Origin of the sequence: Bacillus sp. UNC69MF (assembly GCF_000746035.1) — a bacterium.
GTDB lineage: Bacteria > Bacillota > Bacilli > Bacillales > Bacillaceae > Bacillus > Bacillus velezensis.
Window position 1 is genome coordinate 369,462 of the sequence record NZ_KN050798.1, and the last position, 23,355, is coordinate 392,816.

Sequence of the window (23,355 nt, forward strand, 5' to 3'; positions counted from 1 at the left end):
GAGATCGCAAGCAAATTCAGCCCGGCAACGATATTAGCCGAACTGGACAAGTTCACGACCTCATTCATGGGAAAAGTGGACGAAATCGCGAGCAAATTCAGCCCGGAGACACTTTTAGCAGAGCTGGACAAATTCGCTGATTCGTTTATGAAAAAAGTAGACGGGGTCGTGAGTAAATTCAGTCCGGAAGCCATATTGAAAGAACTGGATAAATTCACTGATTCATTTATGAAAAAGATAGATGACGTTGTCAGTAAATTCAGTCCGGAGACCATATTGAAAGAGCTGGATCATTTTACTGATTCGTTTATGAAGAAAGTCGACGACGTTGTCGGTAAATTCAGTCCTGATAAGCTAATCGACCGCGCCGAACAATTTGTAAATGACACGATTGACCGAATTTCTGAGAAATTCGATTTTCTCAATCCGGATAAGATTTTGGAAAAAGTGGAGCAGTTTACATCCTCACTGTTCGGAGGCATTGATAAAAAGTTCGGCAAATTCAGTCCTGATGCGATCATCGAAAAAGCCGAGGCATTTGTTGATAAAATTGTCAGCAAGATTGCCAAGAAATTTGAGAAATTCAGCCCGGACAAAATCATCGAAAAAGCCGGGGAATTAATAGAAAAAATATTATCAGGAATCGCTGAAAAATTAGGCAAACTCAATATCGGCGGATTATTAGGAGGCGGCACGAAAAAAGAAAAGAGTAAGGGCGGCCTTACTGCCGGCGGCTCCAACGGCCCGAAGCGTCCTGATCTGACAAAGGGTTCACAGCGCACGGTAACAGCGCCAAAATCTTCAGGAAAGTCAGCAAAAAAAACTGGCGGGGCTTTGGGGGGCTGCTGCTGCTGTACCGGAGTGACGAGGGGCAAAAGCAGTAAAGTCGAAGGGCGAAATAAATCCTCGAAAAAAGGTTCCTCCGTAAAGGAAAGCAAACAGGCATCCGTAAACACGCCGAAAACAAAAGGGGCAGGTAAAGGCATCGGCGCGCTTTTGAAAGGCTTGGGAGATTCAAAGGCGCTAAAAGGCGGTATGAAAGGGTTAAAAGGTGCCGCTAAAGGAATTCCCGGCATAGGTGAATTGTTATCACTTACTGATTTAGCCGGCATCAATAAAGATAATGCAGGAGAGAAGGTCGGCTCAGCAGGCGGCGGTCTTGCCGGAGCCGCGGCCGGAGCGGCAATCGGCAGCGTTGTTCCCGGAGTGGGCACATTAATCGGCGGCGCGGTAGGCGGCATCGCCGGCAGTTTAGGCGGTTCCAGCTTGGGAGAGGCCTTTGATTCAGGAGCTTTGAAAGACACGTGGAATGATATTTCCAAAGCGGCGCAAAGTGCTTGGACAACAATACAAGATACTTGGGGAAGCGTTTCATCCTGGTTCATGGAAAATGTATGGACGCCGGTTTCATCGGCTGTCGTCGGAGTGGCGACAAGCATCTGGTCAAATATCGTGAATGCGTGGACGACGATTCAAGGGATTTTCAGCACGGTGTCATCCTGGTTCATGGAAAATGTATGGACGCCGGTTTCATCGGCTGTCGTCGGAGTGGCAACCAGCATCTGGTCAAATATCGTGAATGCGTGGACGACGATTCAAGGTGTCTTCAGCACAGTATCCGGCTGGTTTATGAGCACGGTGTGGGGGCCCGTAAAATCGGCTGTCGTCGGAGTGGCGACGTCCATTTGGAGTAAAATCACAGGAGCTTGGGATAAAATTAAATCTGTTTTCAGTACGGTTTCCGGCTGGTTCATGGATACTGTCTGGAATCCGGTGAAAGACATGGTGAAAAATGTCGGTAAAGGAATATCAGATGCTTTCCAGACTGCTTTAGATACGGTAAAGGATATATGGAAAGGGTTAAGCGGATGGTTTGAGAAACATATAAAAGAACCTCTTGTAAAAGTGGGAACAGCCATATCAGATGCTTTTTCTGCAGCATTCGACTGGGTGAAAAAGATTTGGGATAAAACCGGCGGCAAAATGATTTCAGGCATAATGAACTTTGTCACAGGAGGCGGCGGAGATAAAAAGAAAAAAACGGACAAAAACGCCACGGGCGGCTACATTACAAAGCCGACCATTTCCTGGATCGGTGAAGCCGGTAAAGAATTTGTCATTCCCGTTGACAACAATCGCGGACGCGGAAAGATGCTGCTTTCACAAGCTGCGTCTAAGCTCGGCATGCGTGTTGTCGATGATATGGGCGCGGCTTCGGCTCAGTCTTCTGCTGTTCCGGCGGGAGCGGGCGGTGTTTCTTCTTCTGCATCTGTATCGGCCGCAGCGTCTGTAGAGGCATCCGGACTTGGCGGGACGGCTTCATCACTCGGCAAACAGTTTACTGAAGGCTTTGACAGCGGAATCAGCAATAAATCGGTGGATATGGACGGCTGGAAGGAAAAAAACATCGGAACGCCGTTCAATGCCCTCATTTCGTCTTCAACCGGTTACGGAAAGCAAGTCGTTGCGGGCTATGCCAAAGGTCAGAATACTTCGCCGACGGGCACCGATTCATTTTTAAAAACAAAGGTGAAAACACCTTATCAATCGGCGGTTAATCAATCGTCATCATGGGGCGCCGCAACGGTGAAAGGATATTCGGCCGGACAGAATGCAAAAGATACGGGAACGTCGCAATACGTAAGCACACATATCAATAAACCGTTTGTGCAATCAAGAGATTCCGCGAACGGCTGGGGGTCAGGCCTGATCGGACACTTCGTATCAGGGATGACTGCAAAAGGAAGCGAAGTCAAACAGGCGGCCAAAGATATGGCCAAAAAAGTCGAGGACGCATTCAGGGAAGAGCTTGATATTCACTCTCCTTCCCGTGTCATGATGAGTCTCGGGCGCTTTGCTTCAGTCGGCGTCGTCAAAGGGCTCGGCTCAGTTGACGTGAAAAAATACGCCGAAAAACAGGCAGGCTCGCTTGCAGCAGCCTTTTCCGGCATGGGTGCAGCGGGAGGAAGCGTCAAAGAGTGGCTTTTGGCCGCAATGAAAGCAACCAATACGCCGATCAGCTGGCTTCCGGGATTAATGACGATCGCACAGTATGAGTCAGGCGGCAACCCTAATTCCATTAATCTATGGGACAGCAACGCCAAAGCCGGACACCCGTCACAGGGGCTTATGCAGACGATTCCGAGCACCTTTGAAGATCACAAAGCGCCGGGCATGAATGATATCAGAAATCCAATTCACAACGCCGCTGCCGCTATCGGCTATATTAAAAGCCGATACGGCTCGATCAGCAATGTCCCCGGGATTAAAAGTATGGCTCATGGAGGCCCTTACGTCGGTTATGCCAATGGGGGTCTGATTACCAAGGAGCAGATCGCCCGTGTCGGCGAAGGGAACAAACGGGAGTGGATCATTCCTGAAGAGCGGGGCATCCGCGGCCGTTATCTGCTGCAAAAAGCCGCTCAAGCGCTCGGCATGGAAGTGTCCGATCCGTCCCAGACGGAACCGGCGGCGCTTTCAGCCGGCACGGTTTCCGCAGCCGTTAAAGGCGGCGGACAAACCGTTCAAAAAACGGGAACAAAAGAAATTAAAATCGAATTCAGCGGCGATCAGCATTTCCATAACGGACAGGACGCCGACAGCCTCGCCGCCAAAATCAAACAGGCGCTGATTGATGAACTGCAAAAAGACATTTATACCGGAGCAAAGGGGGCCGTTGCTTTTGACTAAATCTGTTTACGAATTTTGGCTGTCTCAGGGGAAGGACAAGCTCCGGCTTCCCGTTCTCCCTGAAGCGATTGATATCGCAAACAGCGTGCAGAATGATTCCGTGAAAGTCACCGGACTTGGAGAGGTGACGTTTATCGAAGAACCGGGAGCGAAAGAAATTTCGTTCTCTTCTTTTTTTCCGAAACGGTACAGCCCGATTGCCGAATATCAAAGCATCCCTTCGCCGGAAAAAGCCATTTCAGCCATTGAAGCATGGATGAAAGCGAAAAAACCCGTTCAGTTTTTGATTACAGGAACAAAAGTTAATGTCACATGCAGCATTGAAAGCTTCAATTACAGCGAAGGTGACAATGAAATCGGCGACCGGAATTTTGATATCGTACTGAAAGAATATAAAACCGCTTCGCCAAGAAAAATCAAACAAAAGAAAAAAACGAAAGCGAAGCGCCCGTCCAAAGCTTCACCCAAAACATATACCGTCAAAAAAGGGGATACGCTTTGGGACATCGCCGGTAAGTTTTACGGAAAACACACGGAGTGGCGGAAAATCTGGAACGCGAATAAAACCGCCATGATTAAGCGCAGCAAACGGAATATCCGGCAGCCGGGGCATTGGATCTTCCCGGGGCAGAAGCTGAAGATACCGCAATGAAACGGGTGAAAAGATGATTGAACTATTTGTCATAAAAGAAACGGAGTGGCTCGAGCTTGTCACAGAAAGCGTAACGCTGGAAGGACACAGATATCAGGCGCCCCGCTCCATCGAAGCGACGATTGTCGTAAAGCAGGGCAGCCAGACGTATTACGGTGTATCAGAGGGGGATACGGTTTTGTTCAAATGGAACGGAAAAGAACTATTCCGCGGCATTGTCTTTGCAAGAACGCCCGATGAGCAAACCATCGCCTTCACCGCATACGATATGCTTCAATACCTTGTGAAAAACCAGGACGTTTACGTGTTTTCCAACAAGCGCGCCGATCAAATATTGAAAAGGATCGCCAGCGATTTTCAAATTCCCGTCACATCCATTGCCAACACAGGCCATACCATTAAATCACTCGTTTTTAAAAATGATACAAGCCTTTACGATATGATGCTAAAAGCGTTAAAGCAGACAAAAAGCCAGACGGGGCGCAATTATCAGCTCTATTCAGAAAAAGGCAGGCTCGGCTTGCGTGAATGGCCGGAGCCGTCTGACATATGGGTGCTGGAAACAGGAGTTAATATCACAGGGTATCAATACAGCACCTCAATTGATGACACCGCAACCCGTGTCGTCATGCGGCTGCAAAAAGACAATAAAACGATAAAGGCTTCCGCGTCAGACAGCGCGGGCATGAAAACATTCGGCGTTTTGCAGTATACCGAAACGGTTTCTGACGACATTAATGAAGCCCAGCTGAAACAGCGCGCAAAAGTGAAGCAGGCTGAGAAAAAAGGCGTTAAGAAAGAGCTGAAAAATATACAGGCGATCGGTATTCCTGGGTTGGAAAGCGGATTGCCTGTCTATATCTCAATTCCGGAAATCGGGCTGAAGAAAACCTATTATGTAGATACGGACCGCCATGAATTCCAAGGAACAAAACATACCATGACGATTGACGTCACGGAGAAAAATTCACTTCCGGAGGGGACATCCTGATGAGATTAAGTGATGCCATTAAACATTTAGCCGTCGGAGCGGTTGACGCCGAAGCGCCGGTGGAGCTGATGCCGGCCGAAGTGACCTCCGTTTCGCCGCTCGAGCTGAAACTGAAAGATCACGACAAACTTTTGATTCCGTCTGATGCACTCATTGTGCCGAAGCGGCTGAGATCCGGAGAAGATGATCAGCTCCAGGCGGGAGATCGGGTGATGACCGCCGCTTTAACAGGAGGACAGTCTTTCTTTGTACTGGACAAAATTTAACCGGCATTCGGACGGAACTGTACCAGAATATCAGCCTATTAAAGCCGCTTCATCATCCGAAGAGGGCTTTTTTACATGATCAAATCTAAAAGGAGCGGGTGCAATGGCCCTGACACCGGAAATCGAATTTGAAGATTTGGAGGATGCGAGTGAGGCCGTTGAGACTTCACAAACCTACCGAATTGATTTTGAAAACAACCGGATTACCAATGAACTGATAAACGGACTGGACGCAATCAGACAATTCGTCTATATCGCTCTTCACACAGAACGGTATTCATATTCGGTTTTCAGCCATGATATTGGAAACGAACTTCAGGAAGTGCTTTCAGATCAGAACACGACGGATGCTTATAAAAAAATGGAGATTCCAAGACTGATAGAAGAAGCCTTGCTGTATGATGACCGTATTTTGGCTGTTACCAATTTTGAGATTGAGAAAAAAGATGATGCCTTCACCGTCTCTTTTACCGTTGAAACTGATGAGGGCATGCTTGAGATAGAGGAGGTGCTGGGTGAGGATGTTTGAAGCTCAGACGTTTGACGACATTATGGACAGAATGCTGGCGCGCATTACGGCAGATATTGATACGAGAGAAGGCAGCGTCATTTACAATGCGCTCGCGCCTGCGGCCGCTGAGCTCGCAAAGTCTTATATTTGGCTGGATACCGTGCTGGAGCTCGTGTTTTCCGATACGGCTCAGGGAGAATTTCTGGACAGGCGGGCTGCTGAAGCGGGAATTGAACGAACACCTGCCACAAAAGCGGTCAGAGCCGGAGAATTCACAGCGGGCATCACCATTCCGCCAGGCTCCCGTTTCTTCGTTGATAACCTGTATTTTCAATATACGGAGGATGGAACGCTCGAGTGTGAAACGGCCGGAGAAGCGGGCAATGCCGGCATTACAGGTCAAAATCTGCTGCCGCTTGATACGATTCCCGGGCTTGAGAAAGCGGTCATGGGCGATATATTAATTCCCGGCCGTGAAGAAGAAGATGACAGCAGCTTAAGGACGCGCTATTTTACCCGTGTCCGCCGGGAGGCAGTCAGCGCAAATAAACAGCATTATAAACAATGGGCCGAAGAGGTTGACGGCGTCGGCAGGGCGAAAATCTTTCCGCTTTGGAACGGAGCCGGAACGGTGAAGGTTGTCATCACAAATGCGAATTTGGAACCGGCATCAGATATTCTGATCAAGAAAGTAAAGGATTATATTGATCCGGACGAAGGGCAGGGAGAAGGACAGGCGCCGATCGGAGCGGCAGTAACGGTGGAAAGCGCCGTATGGAAGGAAATCGAAATCTCCGCTTCCGTGCTGCCTGAGCTGAACAGCTCGATCGATGACGTGAAAGCGGAGATTGAAAAAGGCGTCCTGAATTTATTTAAGAAAATGGCCTTCGAAGAAAACACCGTCCGTTTATCACAAATAAACAACATCGTTTATAACTCGGCATCCGTCAGTGACTACGCCGATATCAAAATGAACGGTGCGGCGGAAAACCTCGTGCTCAGTGACGTGGAAATTCCTAAACTCAAAGAGGTGATAATCCTTGAGCAGACTCGATGAGATGACGGCGTACCTCCCGCCGTTTTTAACCCGATTAAAGGAGATGGCACAACTGCTTGAGGCGGAAGCTCCTGAGTTTGAGCGGCAGAATAACGATATTTTCGATTTGACAGATCAGCTCTTTATCACGACGGCGACGTGGGGGCTTGACCGCTGGGAAAAAATATTAAAAATACCGCGGGAATCAGGTGACACGGAGGATATGAGACGGCTCAGGCTGATTTCAAAGATGTCGAATATTCCGCCCATCACACATCAAGCGATCGAGCAGGCGCTAAACCGTTTTTTAAAACATCCGTCAGCTTACGTTCGGATGTTTCCGGGGCAGTATCGTTTTTATGCCGATATCGGGCTTGATGACCTGCAGCACATGAACGAGCTGATTGAAACGCTTGAAAAAATCAAACCCGCTCATTTGGCGTATACACTGAGAGCCGCATTAAACGAAACACTGGAAATCAAAGACCGGGTCATTCTCAACAATCGGAGATACCGAAAAGTCAGTGAACTGAAGGTCGGTTATTCCGTCACACTCAACAATAACGAGGTGGTCTTACCATGATATCAGCCGCTTACAGACAGCGTGCCGCAGCCGATCTGAAAAACAGGATCACAAAAGTGCTGTTAAACGGAAAAGAAACTCCAATTGCGGACATTTCCGTAAAAGATGCCGCAGTCACCGTTCTCACACGCAGGGAAGAAGACGTCAAACACATTGAAACCGTGCAGATGCTTGACGAAACAGGAAGCGTCATCACAGAACGAAAAACAAATTTAGATCTCAGTAATAACAGAACGCTTGATTTAAGATTTACCTTTGAGGTGGTGTAACGATGGCTTACGAAGAAAAAACAGACTGGCTTCCGGACGATCCGATTAACGAAGATGACGTCAACCGCTGGGAAAAAGGCATAAATGACGCACACACGGATCTGGCGGCCCATAAAAACGACATGAACAACCCGCACAAAACGACAAAGGCGCAAATCGGTCTCGGAAACGTGGATAATGTCCAGCAGGCAGCAAAGAAAGATTTTGATCAGCACCATCAAGATCTGGACCGGCATGTGACGAAGGAAGAGCGCCAGAAGTGGAATAACGGGCAGTTAACAAAGCTGACGGATGATTCAGGGAAATATTTAATAAGTATACAAGATGGCTTGGATTTTCATCAAATTGTAGACCAGCTTAATCAATCTTTTTTCTTTTACACAAATAACACGGGAGTTCATACTCCTCCGCTTTCCACCAGAGGCTTATATATCGGATTCAAGTCTTATGGTGAGGCTCTGGCAATGGATTATGAAGGAGGCACATGGAGAAAAACCCTTAAAGCTTCCGGCTGGACTGATTGGGTTCAGTTAGAAACTTCGGAAGGCGCCCAAAAAAAAGTCGATGCCCACACAAATCAGACTGATATCCATGTAACGAAAGCTGAGAAGGATACATGGAATGCAGGGCAGCTGTTTAAAATCACCGCTGATAACGGCACGCAAAAAATCAATTTAACTTCCGGCTCGTTTTATGACTCGTTAAAAGATGTAGGTTCTGTAACTTTTTACGGAACCAATGCAGTAACAGACAACCCGTCAAATACGAGTCTGCGAGGTATGCAGTTAGTGGGGCAGCCGGGAATAGGTAATGGTTATGCTGTAGACGTGAAGGGTAATGCATGGTGGTTTTATTATAACACTAATCAAACAGCAATCAATTGGTATCCAATTGAATCCATAGCTGGAGCGCAGTCAAAGGTCGATGCACATGCGATAGATTCATCAATTCATATAAGTCCTATCGAAAGAGACAAATGGAACGGCGGCCAGTTGGCGAAGTTGACAAAGGATGATGGGAGACGGACACGATTAGAAAACGGATCAGACATACTGGCGCTGAGCACGGGGTTTTATTGTGGAATGGGTGCTCAGCTGAAAAACAATCCGGTTGAAAATGATAATTCCTGGTTTAACTATGATGTGGTTGAGGGGGAGTCAGGGAGGAAGTCGATTTTAGCTTGGAGAAGTTACGATAACAATGTATGGATTGCAACTGTTCATACAGACGGTGTTTTTAAGGGGTGGAAACGTCTATTTACTGAAGAGGATTTTAATAAAATAACTTGGTATGATTTAACGCTAATTAATGGACATAAGGTTGGCGGAAGAAAACCTCAGTATGCAGTGTGGGGCAACCAAGTATTCACCCGTGGTGAAGTGGTTCCTCCAGACTTCGATAGTGTTTTTGCTGTACTCCCTGCTGAAGCTCATCCTTCAACACAGAAAGCAATGGCTGCCACTTTCTTTGGAACAACGGGGGTAACAAAATATTATGCCGAACCAACGGGTGAACTGAGATTTAGCGGAAAATTCGCAAAAATAGAGGAAAATATTACAGGGATTTCAATAGATAATAATTTCACTTTGTAATGAGGGATGAATATGCAAGTCTTTTTGTATGATGAGAATTTTTATTTTCAAAGGCCTGAAATCTTAGACAGTACATCAAGTATAATGCCGCAAAACTCAACATCCATAAAACCTCCGGACGGCTTATGGAGACCGCAGTTTGATGAAGTAAATAAAATTTGGAACGAATCTGCTGATCAAGAATATAAGGAAAATCAAAAAAACAAGTATCAGGATGTGGTGGAGCCGGATCCCATTGTGGAACAGTTGAAAGAAATCGGACAGCAACTGGCAGATGAAAAACTAGCGAGAAAACAAGCAGAACAAGCTCAAAATGCTTTAGGTGTACAATTGTCTGCCGAAGTGGTAGCAAGGGAGAAAACAGAGATGTTGAATAAAGCTTTAGGTGAACAAATAGCGTCTTTAAAATTAGAATTATTAAACGTAAAAGGAGAATGAAAAAATGAAGAGACTTAACTTTTGGGTTTACGCTTTGTTTTATAAGTGGGCCTCAATAGAAATGGTAAAACAAGCTATGGGCTATGATGACTGCTCTGCCGAAGATCTGGCTGAAGGTGTGGCCGCGAAGTATATCACGCCTGAGGAATTTCAAGAAATAACGGGTGAAACATACGAAAATTATAAAAATGCTGTGTCATAAGCCAAACGGCTTTTTTTATTTGTCATTTTTAATAAATGAGAAAAGGAGGACGGCCGATGAAAAAGCATTCATTTGAATTTCCCGCCGATCAACTTGGCAGACCCGGCGCCGTAAAAGCTTATCGCGGTAACAAAAACGATTATGTCACACCTGTTGCTGATTTGTCCGGAATGGCAGAGCTTCTTACCAATACGCCGCTAGAAGCGATTGAAGTATACAGCCAATTCGGACAAGACCGTTTAGGAGCCGTCTTAATAGACAGAGTACAGGGGTGGGCTTATTCGGACCGCAGCGGAACTCTTTTTATCGAAGAGAGTGAGGATAACAATTCGTGGACGGCTTCACATTCTGTCGCAGTCAAAGGCGGAGTGCTGACCGCTTCGGGGTGGGTCAGCCTGACAAAACGATATTACCGGTTCCGTTTTGAAAATGGAAATCAAAAGCAGTCCGAATTTGTTTTATACCAATCTGTCGGTACGGGCGGTGATATGGCGTTTTCATATACAGACGTGATTTTTCATGAAAATGCAGCAGAGGCGGGCGAGGGAAGCATCTTCTCGGCGGGCGCTTGGAAAAAACTTCTCGTCGAAATCACCGGCACGGCTGAGTCGGGCCATGTCGCGTTTTGGGGGAGATCCATCTCGGGAAAAAATGTGCCGATCAGAGGAATCAGGTCTGATGACGGGACATCAGCCGCCGGTACGTCAGGCACAGAAGAAGTGTGGTCATTTGATATTGCCGGCTTTAAGGAAATCGTCATGGAAATCCAGAGCATTTCCGGCGGGAGCCTTTCTGTCAAAGGCACGGCATTTTCGTAAGAATGAAGCTTCCGAAGGGAGGTGAGAACAATGTAAGAGGGGGGAGCGGAAGTGCTTCTGGATGAACAAGCGGTGCAAAAAGAATTCGCAGGCATCAAAGGTGAACAAAAGGTGCTTGAACAGCGGGTAGCCGCATTAGAGCGGGTATCCGACCGGCAGGATCAGCAAATCATGACGCTGAATGAAAAACTGAACAAAATTGACGAAAACACAACATGGATTAAGCGGACCATTACAGGAGCGATCGTGACAGCAATCTGCACGGGCGTCATTGGCGGAGCCATCGCCATCATGTACAATCTGCTGCAAAAGTAAGGGGGAAACCGATATGAAATTCGCGGACAAAGGCACGGTCGTCAGGACGGTGCTTCTTTTGCTTGCTTTATTGAATCAAACTTTGCTGATGTTCGGCAAATCGCCGCTGAATATTCAGGAGGACCAGGTCAGCCAGCTTGCAGATACGCTGTATGCCGCCGGGTCGGCCGTTTTTACAATCATAACGACTGCCGCCGCCTGGTTTAAAAACAATTACGTTACAGCAAAAGGGAAAAAACAGCAGGCTTTATTAAAAATAAACAATTTATCGAAATAGGAGAGATGAGAATATGGTAAAAATCACACAGGATTTTATCCCGGCAGGAAACAATAACCGCCCAGGCTATGCAATGACACCGATTTACATTACGGTGCACAATACAGCCAATACCGCAGTCGGAGCTAACGCCAAAAGTCACGCAAGCTATGTGAAAAATCCCGATACACCGACAAGCTGGCATTTCACAGTCGATGATACGGAAATTTATCAGCATCTTCCGCTGAACGAAAACGGCTGGCATGCGGGTGACGGAAACGGGGACGGCAACCGTAAATCCATCGGTATTGAAATTTGTGAAAACGCAGACGGCAACTTTTCACAGGCCGTGGCAAACGCCCAATGGCTCATCCGCACATTAATGACCTCGCACGGCATCCCGCTTGCAAATGTCGTTGCGCACAAGCATTGGTCAGGAAAGCTTTGTCCGAGAAGACTGTTGGATACATGGGATGAGTTTAAAGCGGGAATCGGTTCTGGGGAAAGACAGACGTATACCGTCCAAAAAGGAGATACGCTGTCGGCGATCGCGCGGAAATTCGGCGTCAGCGTGGCCGATCTGCAGAAATGGAATAACATCGCTGACCCGAACCTGATTAAAGTCGGACAAGTACTGATCGTCAGCCCGCCGGTTGAAGCACTGTATTCTCTTCCGGACGAGGTGATTCAGCTGACAGAGCCGTACACGTCCGGCGAAAAGGTATACCAGGTGCAAAACGCGCTCGCCGCGCTTTATTTCTATCCTGAAAAAGGAGCTGTCAATAACGGAATTGACGGTATCTACGGTCCGAAAACCGCAGATGCCGTGGCCCGCTTCCAATCTGTAAACGGACTGACGTCTGACGGCGTCTACGGCCCCGCTGTAAAAGCGAAAATTCTGATGCAGCTTTAACAAAAAAGCTGAGTCCCGTTCACATTGCGGGATTCAGCCTTTCTTCTTTTTTAACCGGTTCAATAGCCTGAGATTCCTCGCCCGCATCCTCAGCGAATAAGCGGAAAGCCCGAAGCGTCCGTAATCCACAAACTTTACGCGCCTGACAATTTTCTTCACATCATCACCTGTCGCATCTCTTTGTTGGTTTTATTATATGAAAGATATGGAAAAAAGGAATAAGGACAAGAGCCGTGTCTCCTGTCCTTAGTGTAATCAAGCTTTTTTTTGTTTATACTTGTCAATCAGCCGCTCGTTTTCTTTGAAAATTCTGGCGGTATGAGGGCTGACCTGGTAACTTGCGATACTTGTCATTGAACGTTTTTTAAACATTTTGAACGGTTTCGCTCTTTGTTCCGGCTGCCCGTTTTGAAATGCCTGCTCCATTTAACCGTCACCTTCCTCTTCTATTGGCAGCATTAAATCATAAATGCTCGTTAGCGATGTGAAAAGCAAATAATCGAATTCCGTCAACAGGTTTTCCGACGTGAGTTTGATCACGTAATGGCGGTTCTGGACTGTAAACGGAATAAGCACAAGCCTGCCTTTTTGATCATAGTAGACGTCTTTACGGTTAAGACGGGACTGAACGTCCGCCGCATCAGGCATATGCTCCGTCAAGCGGTCCTTATCCGATTGTGCGGAATAGTCGCACAAGGAAGCCGTGACATTCATTTTTTCGGCATAAGCGGCCAGCAGTCTGCTGATGCCTTCCGCATAAGCTTCTGTACTTCCATAATATACATGGATCGGTTCATTTTTCAACAGATATTGATAGGTTTTCAGTTTTTCAAGATAGGAGTGAAGCATTTCGTTATTTTCTTCTAAAATTTCCCGCGTATCCGTCTCTAATTCATTGCCGGCGAGCTTTTTGATATACGCGCTCAAAAAGATAAACGCATCAATAAGGGCAAAGCAGACGGCAACAATCAAATATTGTCTCCATGCGGCAAAGAGCGATTCGGGATCATATGTCCAATAGACCATGGAGCCCAGTACAAATAGTAAATACCACGTTTTACGGATGGCAAACATTTTTTCTTTTACCTTTGCCTCATACCGCCAGGATGCGTACACATATAAAATGAGTGCGGCCGCCATCGTCCACACCATGATCTGAAAAAACAAAAGCATGAGCATCCCTCACAATTTGAAAAATGGTCTGCTATGTTCATTCTATGTCATGACATCATTTTCCTGTCACAAAAAAACCGCTTCTGTAAAGAAGCGGATGTCATCAGAAAAAGAGATCTAGGATGAAAAAGGCGATGGCGCCGAGTGTACCTGCAATCGGCAGGGTGATGACCCATGTAATGAGCATCCGTTTAGCCGTTCCCCAGTTTACGCCTTTTACGCGGTGGGAAGCGCCCACACCGAGAATGGAAGACGAAATGACGTGCGTCGTGCTGACAGGGAGATGAATAAACGTGGCCCCGAAAATAATGGCTGCGCCGGTTAAGTCGGCAGATACGCCGTTTACCGGACGGATTTTCATAATTTTTCCGCCGACGGTTTTAATGATTTTCCAGCCGCCGATGGATGTGCCGAGACCCATTGCCAGGGCACAAGAGAGCTGCACCCAAAAAGGAATGGCATCACTTTTATGTAAATTGGCCGTCATAAGCGCCATCGTAATGATACCCATCGCTTTTTGCGCGTCGTTCGTTCCGTGTGTATAGGACTGAATGGCAGCCGTCAAAATCTGCACTCTGCGGAAACGTTTATTTGTTTTCGCCAAATTGCTGTCTTTAAAAATCAGCTTCACGATCGAATATACGATAAAGCCGAGAACAAAGGCGATGATCGGTGATAAAATAAGTGCTTCGAGAATCTTAATGAACCCTTTATAATTAAGCGTTGCAAAACCTGACGCTGCAATGGCCGCTCCGGCGATCGCTCCGATAATCGCATGTGAAGAGCTGCTCGGAATGCCGAAATACCATGTGATCAAGTTCCAGGCGATTGCGGCGAGTAGAGCCGCCAGAATGACAACTGACCCGTTGTCTAATGTATAAGGATTCACAATGTCCTTTGTAATGGTTTTCGCCACACCGGTAAATGTCATCGCTCCGAGAAAGTTCATGATGGCAGCCATGACGATTGCGTGCCGCGGCTTCAGCGCTTTTGTCGAAACTGAGGTGGCGATGGCGTTTGCGGTATCGTGAAATCCGTTAATGAAGTCAAATACCAAAGCGCATATGACAATTAATATCGTTAAAAGTAATAGAGTATCCATTATAACCCCTCGTTACGCGTTTTTCATAATAATGGTTTCAAGGTTATTGGCAACGCTTTGACAAGAGTCGGCAATTTCCTCAAGCGTTTCGTAAATCTCGCGGTACTGAATCACTTTAATCGGATCGGTTTCTGTGCCGAACAGATTTTTTAATGATTTACGGTGCAGGTTATCACAGCTGTGCTCGTATTCCTTAATTTTAATGGCGTGAGGGTGAATGTCCTTCAATCGGTTTTCTGCAAGCAGCTCAATCGTGATTAAAATTTCCTTCGCGCACTCTCTGATGTATCCGCTGAACTTATCGATATGCTCATCGGAAGAAGTGATCGAGAAAATCTCCATCATTGCTGAAAAATGTTCGATTCCGTCAAGCACGTCATCGAGGCTGTTTGTCAGCTCAAGGATGTCTTCACGTTCAATGGGAGTGATAAAAGCTTTGTTCAGCTCTTTAATCATGACATGAACATGATTATCTCCTTTTGTTTCAAACTCTTTTAACGTATCGGCAAATTCCTTTAAAGTCGTCTGGTTCGTCACTTTAAAGTTGACAAAGTATTCTGCGGTTTCGTCTATGTTTTTTGCGATTTCTGTTAAAAGGAGTGAGAACTTATCTTTTTTTCTTTTTATCATTAAAAACCCTCCATTGTTTGAATGAGACAATGCACACATCAAATTATTATATAGCCTTTTGTCGAAAAAAAACAGATAAAGTCGAAAAAAACGCCTCTTGATTTTTTCGTAAAAACGTGTCTCATCCTGTTTTTCTTATGTTACCCACTTCGCCAAAAAAACGTAACATACTTCGAATTCAGACATCTTGCTTAAAAAGTATAACAAAAGATGTGAATTTGCTGTCAACTTTTGCACGTGATTTTGCCAGAAAAAAAACGGCTCCCGTAAAAGGAACCGTTTTTGTCAGTTTTTTCTGCCGTTTTTCAGCCAAAAATAAAGCGGCAGCCCGGCGAGGCCGATCAAGAGGGACAGCGCGCAGCTCAGTGTATCTGTAATGATCGTGCTGATCAGCACAAACAGTGAACCCGCGATGGCCAAAACAGGAATGATCGGATACAAAGGCACGCTGTAGGCGCGCGGTTTTCCGCCGCTTTTTTTTCTGAGGATAAACACGGCGAAAAAGGCCATGACGTAAAAAATATAAATCATGAAAATAGAGATTTCAGACAGCTTATCGGGATTGCTGGCGATCATAAAAATAATGGCCAGCGCGATCTGAAATGACACGGCAATCCACGGGGTGCGGAACGTCGGGTGCACCCGCGAAATCTGTCCGGCAAACGGCAGCTGTTTCCGTTCCGCCATCGCAAACGAGACACGCGGAAAAGCGAGAATCTTTCCGTTTAAACAGCCGAAGATGCTGACGATGATTCCGACGCTGATCAATTTTCCTCCGATGTCGCCAAACAGCATTCCGGCAGCGGTGCCGGTCGCATTTTCACCGAGTTTGACGATGTCGGTCGCAGGAAGAATGTGCAGCAGCGCAAAGTTAATGAAAAGATAAATGGCGGTGACGACCAGCAGTCCGCCCGTCATCGCTCTCGGGAGCAGCTTTTCCGGATTTTTCATTTCGCCGCCGAGTGCCGCAAGCAGAATCCATCCGTCATAAGCAAACAAGGTGGCCAGTATGGCAGCGCCGAAATTCATGTCCGACATGCTGCTTGTGACGGCTGTGAAAATATGCTGATCGCCTTTCCAAAGGCCGAACACGATCATGCAGATAATCGGAATCAATTTGCCGACAGTCGTAATTCCCTGGACGATGCCGCCATATTTCGTTCCGATAATATTAATGATGCTTAAAAACAAAACGGCTGAAATCCCGATCAATTTAGACCAGCCGGAATCCCAATTGAACAAGTGCGCCATCAAAGAGCCGAAATATAAGCCGATTGCTCCGATAATGGCGGGGCCGTAAATGATAATTTGAACCCATCCGCACAAAAAGCCCCAAAATTCGCCGTACACTTCTTCAAGATATGTATAAAGTCCGCCCGTTTTCGGAATCTGAGTGCCGATTTCCGCAACGGTCAAGCCGCCGGCAAGCGTCAAAATGCCTCCTAACAGCCACGCGATAAGCGCGGTTTTCGCATCACCGGAGTAGGCAAGCACGGCGCCTGGTTTCATAAATACGCCGGAACCGATGATGGTGCCGATAACAAGTGAGAGGGCGATGGTAAGGCCGATCTCTTTTTTAAGTCCGTTCTCTTCAATCTGCATATCCTATCCCTCCAGATGTAAAATCGTCATGCTGAAAAAACTATTTTCCATATTGTAAACCCTAATTGCTGAAACACGAATAAAATAAATTTTCTGATTTTGTTGTTTTCCCTAAAAGATAAAGGTTTCTGCTTTTGAGAAGGAAAAAATACCGTTTTAAAAGCGAACATTAATGGTTTTTTAATATCGAAAGTTCGTTATTTGGGGAGCGGCAGTCTGCAGACCGTCTGTGAAGCAGATGGGTTGACTTTGCGATCCGGATAACATAAATTGTATATATAAAATATCTCGAAATCGAGATAATTGACTGGAGGATAACATAATGAAAGTTAATGGAATACACCATGTATCAGCATTGACGGCTGATGCGCAGAAAAATTTAGATTTTTATCGGAACATCCTGGGACTGAAGCTTGTGAAAAAGTCCGTAAACCAGGATGAACCGACGATGTATCACTTATTTTACGGTGATGAAGCAGCTAATCCGGGATCGGAATTGACGTTTTTCGAAATTCCGCGGATTGCGCCGTTTCATGCGGGAACAAACAGTATTTCTTCAATCGGCCTGCGTGTCCCGGATGCACAAGCGCTGCAATATTGGAAAAAACGATTTGAAGAGCATCAGGTCGCTCATGGCGACATCATGACAATAGCGGGCAGAGAGACACTCGCTTTTTGGGATCATGAAGGACAGCGGCTTGTGCTGACAGCTGACGAAAAAGGAAAAGACATCGGTGAAGCGGTGAAGCAAAGCGGCATACCGGAAGAATATTCTTTCCGCGGTCTTGGTCCCGTTGAATTGACCGTCCCGTATGCAGAACCGACGCTGCGTGTGTTAACCGATGTGCTGGGCTTCACTGAAATCGGGAAAGAAACGCATGAAGACCGGGGCACGGTTACGGTGCTCGAATCCGGAAACGGAGGCGCGCGCACAGAAGTCCATCTCATTGAAAGAAACGATCTTCCGCGCGAGCGTCCTGGAAAAGGCAGCGTCCACCATGTGGCCTTCCGCGTTCAGAATGAAGAGGAGCTTGCTTTATGGCACCGCATCATTACGAAGGAAGGTTTCAGCAACTCAGGCATTGTAGAGCGTTATTATTTCAAAGCGCTGTACTTCCGGGAGCCGAACGGAATTCTGTTCGAATTGTCAACGGACGGTCCGGGATTTATGGTTGATGAAAAACCTGAAGAGCTAGGCAAAACGGTTGCGCTCCCGCCTTATCTCGAACACCGCCGTTCTGAAATAGAAGCACGGCTGAAACCGATACAGTAAATCAGAAATCATGACAGATGCCTCCCGGCTTGACGGGGGCATCTTTTTTTTGCTTTTTTACCCGTTTTGTCATTCTTTTTACCTATTTGTAAACGGCAAAATAATTGTCTTTGTTTATTAATAAATTTTTCACATTTGGTTGTTACACTTGTTCAAAGTTAAACAAAAGGAGTGAAAACACAGGTGAAAATGAAAAAACGCGAGATAGACGCAGTCTTAATTCTCATTTTACTCGCTTCCGCATTCTTGAATATGTACAACATCTGGAATGACGATACGGTGAATCCTTATTACACCGCAGCGGTAACGAGTATGCTTCAAAGCTTTCATAATTTCTTTTACGCTTCATTTGACGCAGCCGGGTTTATCACGGTAGATAAACCGCCTGTTACATACCAGATACAAACGATCAGCGCGCTGATATTCGGTATGCACGGGTGGAGCGTCATCCTGCCTCAGGCATTGGCGGGTGTAGGTTCAGTTCTATTCATGTACTTATTAATAAAGCCGACGTTCGGAAAAACGGCGGCGCGCATCGCCTCATTTGTCATGGCGTGTACACCGATCGCAGTAGCGGTCGCGCGGACGAATAATGTCGATGCTTTACTGGTCTTTTTCCTCTTGTTCGCCACATGGCTTCTCTTTAAAGCGATCAGAAAAGGCAGACTGATCTGGCTTTTGGCGGCATTTTTTGTCGTCGGAGCAGGCTTTAACACAAAAATGCTTCAGGCTTATATGATTTTGCCGGCCTTCTTGCTGTTCTATATGATTGCGGCAAACACCACGATTAAGAAAAAAATCATTTCATTGGTAAGCGCGTTAGCCGTTTTAGCAGCCGTTTCATTGTCATGGCCGCTCATTGTTGATAATATTCCTGCCGGCAAAAGGCCATATGTCGGAAGCAGCCAGACAAACTCCGTATTGGAATTGGCTTTCGGATATAACGGGATTCAGCGGCTGACAGGGCAAAGTTCCGGCGGCGGCCAGGGCGGGCCGGACGGAAACGCATCGAAAGAGATGTCTTCTTCCGGCGGTTCTTCACAAATGCAAGCGCCGCCCGGCCAGTCTTCAAGCAGCAGTTCAGCAAGCGGAGACAAACCACAAAACGGCAGTATGACGGCACCTCCATCTAACGGGAAAATGCCAAGCGGCGGTCAAGGAGGTCCTCCAAGCGGCGGAGATGGTCCCGGTGGCGGAGGAAAAAGCGGTGCAGGCACCGGCTCGAAAATGCAATCAGGTTCAGGAATGTTCGGAACGGGAACTCCTGGTCCGCTGCGCCTTTTCCAAACGGAATTATCTGATCAGATCAGCTGGCTCCTGCCGTTTGCGATTTTTGGAATGGCCGGTTTATTGATCGCCGGGGCGAGAGAAAGAAGACGATTATCAGCAGAACAGAAGGAAACGATCTTTTGGGCAGCGTGGCTTGTGCCGATTGCCGGATTCTTCAGTGTGGCGGAATTTTTCCACCATTATTATCTCATTATGCTGGCGCCTCCGATCGCGGCACTTGTCGGTGCGGGATGGGTCGCCCTCGTTCATCTGTACCGCAAGCAGGCGGGATGGAAAACTTGGCTATTGCCGGCCGCTATTCTTGTGACAACCGGATTTGAGCTGTTTATCCTCAGAAACTACAATGATCAAATCGGCGCAGGCTGGAGCATCGGAGCAGGCGTTCTCGGCGCAGTGGCAGCAATCGCCCTGTTCGTATTCAAACAGCGCCAAAAACCGCTAAGTTATTATGTTTCACTTGCAGCCCTTCTCGTCTTGATGGTCATGCCGATTTATTGGGCGAGCACACCGCTTCTGTACGGAGGCAACAGCTCATTGCCTGAAACAGGCCCTCAGCTCGCTTCAACAAGCGGAAAAGGCATGGGAATGGATAACGCATCTGTCAATACAAAACTGATCAACTATTTAGAGAAACACAACGCCGGAGCGGACTATCTATTTGCTGCAACCGATTCCAACACGGCGGCGCCTTACATTATTAAAACGAAAAAAGCGGTCATGGCGATCGGCGGATTCAGCGGGTCTGACCCGGCCATTACGCTGACTCAATTTAAAAAGCTCGTAAAAGAAGGGAAAGTAAAATACTTCTTAACATCCGGAATGGGCAAAGGCGGAAATAACGATATTGTGCAGTGGGTTGAGAAAAACGGAAAGAAAGTATCTTCAGATAAATGGCAATCAAGCACAGATCAGAAAACGAAAAATAGTGATCCGGCTGATACAAAAAGCAGCAAGGCCGCGGGTAAAAACAGCCGAATGAGCGGCGGGCCGGGCGGAATGAATCAATCAGCTTCACTATACGAACTTCAATCTGATGAATAGGAGGAAAAAACATGAGCAGACATATTCAATATTCAATAGTCGTCCCGGTTTATAACGAGGAACCCGTCATTCAGACAACCTATCAGCGCCTGAAAGAAGTCATGGATCAAACAAAAGAGCATTATGAATTGATCTTTGTCAATGATGGAAGCAAAGACCGCAGTATTGAGATTTTAAGAGAGCAAAGTCTGATTGATCCGAGAGTGAAAATTATTGACTTTTCCAGAAACTTCGGACATCAGATCGCGATCACGGCGGGTATGGATTATGCAGAGGGGAATGCAATCGCCGTCATTGACGCCGATTTGCAGGACCCTCCTGAATTAATCCTTGATATGATTGAGCAGTGGAAAGAAGGCTACGATGTGGTGTACGCCGTCAGAACGAAACGAAAGGGAGAAACCTTTTTCAAGAAACAGACGGCCTCTATGTTTTACCGGCTGCTGCGGAGCGTGACTGATATTGATATTCCGCTCGACACCGGAGATTTCCGCCTGCTGGACAGAAAAGTCTGTGATGAGATGAAAAGATTAAAAGAAAAAAATCCTTTTGTCAGAGGACTCGTCAGCTGGGTCGGCTTTAAGCAGACTGCTGTAGAATATGAACGTGATGAGCGGCTTGCGGGGGAAACGAAATACCCGCTTAAAAAAATGCTGAAGCTTTCCATGGACGGGATCACAACGTTCTCTCATAAACCGCTCAAGGCGGCAAGCTATGCGGGAATGATCATGTCCGGAGCGGGTTTTCTCTATATGTTTATCGTTTTATACATGAAGCTGTTTACGAACAGCACCATTACGGGCTGGTCCTCTCTGATTGTGATACAGCTGTTATTCAGCGGCATCGTTCTATTAATGCTCGGAATGATCGGCGAATATATCGGAAGGATTTATGACGAAGCAAAAGACCGTCCGCTCTATATCGTGCAAAAAGCGTACGGCATGAAAAACGAAAAGATTTATCGGGACCAGCATATGTCTTAACCGAAACACCCTGTCCGGCCAGCGGACAGGGTGCTTTTATGTGAAATAAAAGCCGCGGGATGACAGAATGTCCCGCGGCTTTTTTCATTCATCTGCGGCCGGTCTGCGTGTGCAGAGAGCGCATGATCAGTCCGGTTCCCGAAAGTTCAGTAAAATGCTTGCACCCAGCGTCATACCTCAAGCAGCGTTTTGCTGAGGAAGCTGAATGCTCAGCTGCAGCAAGATCAGGCCTGTAACGACCAGCAAAAGTCCTGTTTGTTTCATGTGTAAGTATCCTCCTTTGTACACTAAGTCATACGGTTGATCCAGGCCTAAAGTTTCCGCTGTACATAAAAAATCCAAGGCGGCTGCCTTGGATTTTTGTTAAGAAGATGTTTCTTCTTTTTGAGTCAGTTTCATTTTTTTCGTCATTTCCTTGCCGTTTCTGATAATCTTCACGTCAACGGTGCTGCCGACTTTCGTATTTTTGTAGAGAATATTGCGGAGTTCGCTGCCCGTGCCGGTTTCTTTCCCTTTTAAGCTGATAATGATGTCTTCTGCTTTTAATCCGGCTTTGGCTGCAGGTGAGCCCTGCGCCACTTCGCGAATATAAACGCCTTTATTCAGCTGTTTGCCGAAAAGCCCGAGTGTGCCTTCCTGATAGTTTTGCGGCACTTGTTCCAAGTCGATCATGCTCACGCCGATATAAGGGCGCTCCACCTGTCCTTTCGTGAGAAGCTCTTCGGCGATCGGTTTTACATCGTTGCTCGGGATGGCAAAGCCGATGCCTTCTACATCACTTTCGCTTATTTTCATGCTGTTGATGCCGATGATTTTGCCGTCTGTATTCAAGAGCGGTCCGCCGCTGTTTCCGGGATTGATGGCGGCATCGGTTTGGATGACGTTGATGCTTGACTCACCGGCTGACGTAGAGATCGAGACGGTTCTGTTTAAGCCGCTCACGATGCCTTGTGTGACGGTGCGGGAAAGGTCTTTTCCGAGCGGATCACCGATGGCGATGACGGATTCACCCGTTCTGAGAGCGGATGAGCTGCCGAAACTTGCCGTTTTTGTCACGTGTTTATCACTGATTTCTAAAACGGCCAAGTCTGTCAGAGAGTCGCTGCCGACGAGTTTAGCTGTTACATCGGTGCCGTCATATAATGACACTTTAAGGGAAGAGGCGCCTTCGACCACGTGGTTATTCGTAATGATATACGCTTTGCCGTTTGCTTTCTTAAAAATAACGCCTGAACCCGATCCCGTTTCCGCATCTTCACCCGATGAATTTGAGTTTGAATCTGAGCTTGATCCGAATCCGAATAAATCGGAACTGCTTTGCTGCTTCTGCAGATTGGTGATCCCGACGATCGCCGGTGAAATGTCTTCCACCATATTCGAAATGCTGCTTGAATTTGCCGATGAGCTGTTTGCCGATTTGCCGCTGTCTGATTCAGAAGATGTCTGCTTGGCGGTTACCGATGACGTTTCCTGAGCGGGAGCCGGATTGGAAGTATCTTGAGTCTGATGGTCTCCAAGCGGCGTAAATGTATAGATGCCGAGGGCGAGCCCTCCGCCGATCACTCCGCCGAGAAGCGGTCTGAACCAGCCGAAGCTTCGTTTTTTCTTGTCCTCGTCCGGCGCGGAATATCCGGCCGTCTGCGGGTTTTCTTTTACTAAAAGGACTTCCTGTTCTTTTTGGTCTGTCCGATTTTCATCACGATAGTTATCCATCATGTTCACTCCGTTT

Annotated in this window: 25 protein-coding genes; 18 read left to right on the forward strand and 7 right to left on the reverse strand. The window is 46.9% G+C overall.

All coding sequences use genetic code 11. The features are described from left to right. The 15 genes from BR62_RS0114125 to BR62_RS0114195 form a co-directional block, all read left to right on the forward strand. Nucleotides 1-3,690 (forward strand): transglycosylase SLT domain-containing protein (locus BR62_RS0114125; protein WP_032871281.1); only part of this gene is annotated, 3,690 nt, incomplete at its 5' end. Continuing rightward, nucleotides 3,683-4,342: a LysM peptidoglycan-binding domain-containing protein gene (locus tag BR62_RS0114130; RefSeq protein WP_032871283.1), complete on the forward strand. Its 660-nt coding sequence runs from the start codon at nt 3,683-3,685 to the stop codon at nt 4,340-4,342. The genes BR62_RS0114125 and BR62_RS0114130, both read left to right, overlap by 8 nt. 13 nt (nt 4,343-4,355) lie before the next feature. After that, the gene (locus BR62_RS0114135; RefSeq protein ID WP_020955688.1) at nt 4,356-5,333 is read left to right on the forward strand and encodes an XkdQ/YqbQ family protein; all 978 of its coding nucleotides are present in this window, start codon (nt 4,356-4,358) and stop codon (nt 5,331-5,333) included. Then, nucleotides 5,333-5,599, forward strand: a complete 267-nt coding sequence (locus tag BR62_RS0114140) for a DUF2577 family protein (RefSeq protein ID WP_007610818.1) — start codon at nt 5,333-5,335, stop codon at nt 5,597-5,599. Before BR62_RS0114135 ends, BR62_RS0114140 begins: the two co-directional genes overlap by 1 nt. Nucleotides 5,600-5,702: 103 nt before the next feature. Beyond that, nucleotides 5,703-6,128, forward strand: a complete 426-nt coding sequence (locus BR62_RS0114145) for a DUF2634 domain-containing protein (protein ID WP_020955689.1) — start codon at nt 5,703-5,705, stop codon at nt 6,126-6,128. Beyond that, nucleotides 6,121-7,167 carry a baseplate J/gp47 family protein gene (locus BR62_RS0114150; protein ID WP_032871285.1) on the forward strand — a complete coding sequence of 349 codons (1,047 nt, stop codon included), beginning with the start codon at nt 6,121-6,123 and terminating at the stop codon, nt 7,165-7,167. Before BR62_RS0114145 ends, BR62_RS0114150 begins: the two co-directional genes overlap by 8 nt. After that, entirely contained in the window at nt 7,151-7,729 is a 579-nt protein-coding gene (locus BR62_RS0114155) for a YmfQ family protein (RefSeq protein WP_007407262.1), read from the forward strand. The genes BR62_RS0114150 and BR62_RS0114155 overlap by 17 nt, the downstream gene beginning before the upstream one ends. After that, a complete protein-coding gene (locus BR62_RS0114160) occupies nt 7,726-7,998 on the forward strand; it encodes a hypothetical protein (RefSeq protein WP_003154822.1) in 273 nt (90 codons plus the stop codon). Before BR62_RS0114155 ends, BR62_RS0114160 begins: the two co-directional genes overlap by 4 nt. 2 nt (nt 7,999-8,000) lie before the next feature. Then, nucleotides 8,001-9,590: a hypothetical protein gene (locus BR62_RS0114165; RefSeq protein ID WP_032871287.1), complete on the forward strand. Its 1,590-nt coding sequence runs from the start codon at nt 8,001-8,003 to the stop codon at nt 9,588-9,590. 12 nt (nt 9,591-9,602) lie between these two features. Next, the gene (locus BR62_RS0114170; protein ID WP_050498185.1) at nt 9,603-10,028 is read left to right on the forward strand and encodes an XkdW family protein; all 426 of its coding nucleotides are present in this window, start codon (nt 9,603-9,605) and stop codon (nt 10,026-10,028) included. A gap of 4 nt (nt 10,029-10,032) precedes the next feature. After that, nucleotides 10,033-10,230: an XkdX family protein gene (locus BR62_RS0114175; protein ID WP_007610833.1), complete on the forward strand. Its 198-nt coding sequence runs from the start codon at nt 10,033-10,035 to the stop codon at nt 10,228-10,230. Between the two features lie 56 nt (nt 10,231-10,286). Further along, nucleotides 10,287-11,048: a hypothetical protein gene (locus tag BR62_RS0114180; protein WP_007407258.1), complete on the forward strand. Its 762-nt coding sequence runs from the start codon at nt 10,287-10,289 to the stop codon at nt 11,046-11,048. Nucleotides 11,049-11,099: 51 nt separating this feature from the next. Beyond that, nucleotides 11,100-11,363 carry a hemolysin XhlA family protein gene (locus tag BR62_RS0114185; RefSeq protein WP_003154815.1) on the forward strand — a complete coding sequence of 88 codons (264 nt, stop codon included), beginning with the start codon at nt 11,100-11,102 and terminating at the stop codon, nt 11,361-11,363. Nucleotides 11,364-11,376: 13 nt separating this feature from the next. Then, nucleotides 11,377-11,640, forward strand: a complete 264-nt coding sequence (locus tag BR62_RS0114190; RefSeq protein WP_003154813.1) for a phage holin — start codon at nt 11,377-11,379, stop codon at nt 11,638-11,640. 13 nt (nt 11,641-11,653) lie between these two features. Next, on the forward strand, nt 11,654-12,532 hold the full coding sequence (locus tag BR62_RS0114195; protein ID WP_007407257.1) for an N-acetylmuramoyl-L-alanine amidase: 879 nt from the start codon (nt 11,654-11,656) through the stop codon (nt 12,530-12,532). Nucleotides 12,533-12,565: 33 nt separating this feature from the next. On the opposite strand, the gene BR62_RS20010 is transcribed toward BR62_RS0114195, so the two are convergent. The 6 genes from BR62_RS20010 to BR62_RS0114220 form a co-directional block, all read right to left on the reverse strand. Beyond that, nucleotides 12,566-12,691, reverse strand: coding sequence for a hypothetical protein (locus tag BR62_RS20010; RefSeq protein WP_023356844.1), 126 nt, complete (start codon nt 12,689-12,691; stop codon nt 12,566-12,568). Between the two features lie 96 nt (nt 12,692-12,787). Further along, the gene (locus tag BR62_RS0114200) at nt 12,788-12,958 is read right to left on the reverse strand and encodes a type II toxin-antitoxin system SpoIISB family antitoxin (protein WP_003154807.1); all 171 of its coding nucleotides are present in this window, start codon (nt 12,956-12,958) and stop codon (nt 12,788-12,790) included. Further along, entirely contained in the window at nt 12,959-13,705 is a 747-nt protein-coding gene (locus BR62_RS0114205) for a type II toxin-antitoxin system SpoIISA family toxin (protein ID WP_007407256.1), read from the reverse strand. A gap of 103 nt (nt 13,706-13,808) precedes the next feature. Beyond that, nucleotides 13,809-14,807, reverse strand: coding sequence for an inorganic phosphate transporter (locus BR62_RS0114210; protein WP_020955696.1), 999 nt, complete (start codon nt 14,805-14,807; stop codon nt 13,809-13,811). Nucleotides 14,808-14,819: 12 nt separating this feature from the next. Continuing rightward, nucleotides 14,820-15,437: a DUF47 domain-containing protein gene (locus BR62_RS0114215; protein WP_003154804.1), complete on the reverse strand. Its 618-nt coding sequence runs from the start codon at nt 15,435-15,437 to the stop codon at nt 14,820-14,822. 285 nt (nt 15,438-15,722) lie between these two features. Next, nucleotides 15,723-17,039, reverse strand: coding sequence for an APC family permease (locus BR62_RS0114220; protein ID WP_007610842.1), 1,317 nt, complete (start codon nt 17,037-17,039; stop codon nt 15,723-15,725). A 322-nt stretch (nt 17,040-17,361) separates the two neighbouring features. Between BR62_RS0114220 and BR62_RS0114225 the strand changes: the two genes are divergently transcribed. The 3 genes from BR62_RS0114225 (at nt 17,362) to BR62_RS0114235 (ending at nt 21,626) form a co-directional block, all read left to right on the forward strand. Further along, nucleotides 17,362-18,312, forward strand: a complete 951-nt coding sequence (locus BR62_RS0114225; RefSeq protein ID WP_007407253.1) for a ring-cleaving dioxygenase — start codon at nt 17,362-17,364, stop codon at nt 18,310-18,312. A gap of 183 nt (nt 18,313-18,495) precedes the next feature. After that, nucleotides 18,496-20,643 (forward strand): glycosyltransferase family 39 protein, encoded by a 2,148-nt coding sequence (locus BR62_RS0114230; protein ID WP_032871291.1) that lies wholly within the window; start codon nt 18,496-18,498, stop codon nt 20,641-20,643. A gap of 11 nt (nt 20,644-20,654) precedes the next feature. After that, nucleotides 20,655-21,626 (forward strand): glycosyltransferase family 2 protein, encoded by a 972-nt coding sequence (locus tag BR62_RS0114235; RefSeq protein ID WP_007407251.1) that lies wholly within the window; start codon nt 20,655-20,657, stop codon nt 21,624-21,626. Between the two features lie 363 nt (nt 21,627-21,989). Here the strand turns inward: BR62_RS0114235 and htrA are convergent, their stop codons facing one another. Further along, nucleotides 21,990-23,339, reverse strand: a complete 1,350-nt coding sequence (gene htrA, locus BR62_RS0114240; RefSeq protein WP_007407250.1) for a serine protease HtrA — start codon at nt 23,337-23,339, stop codon at nt 21,990-21,992. Between the last annotated feature and the right edge of the window lie 16 nt (nt 23,340-23,355).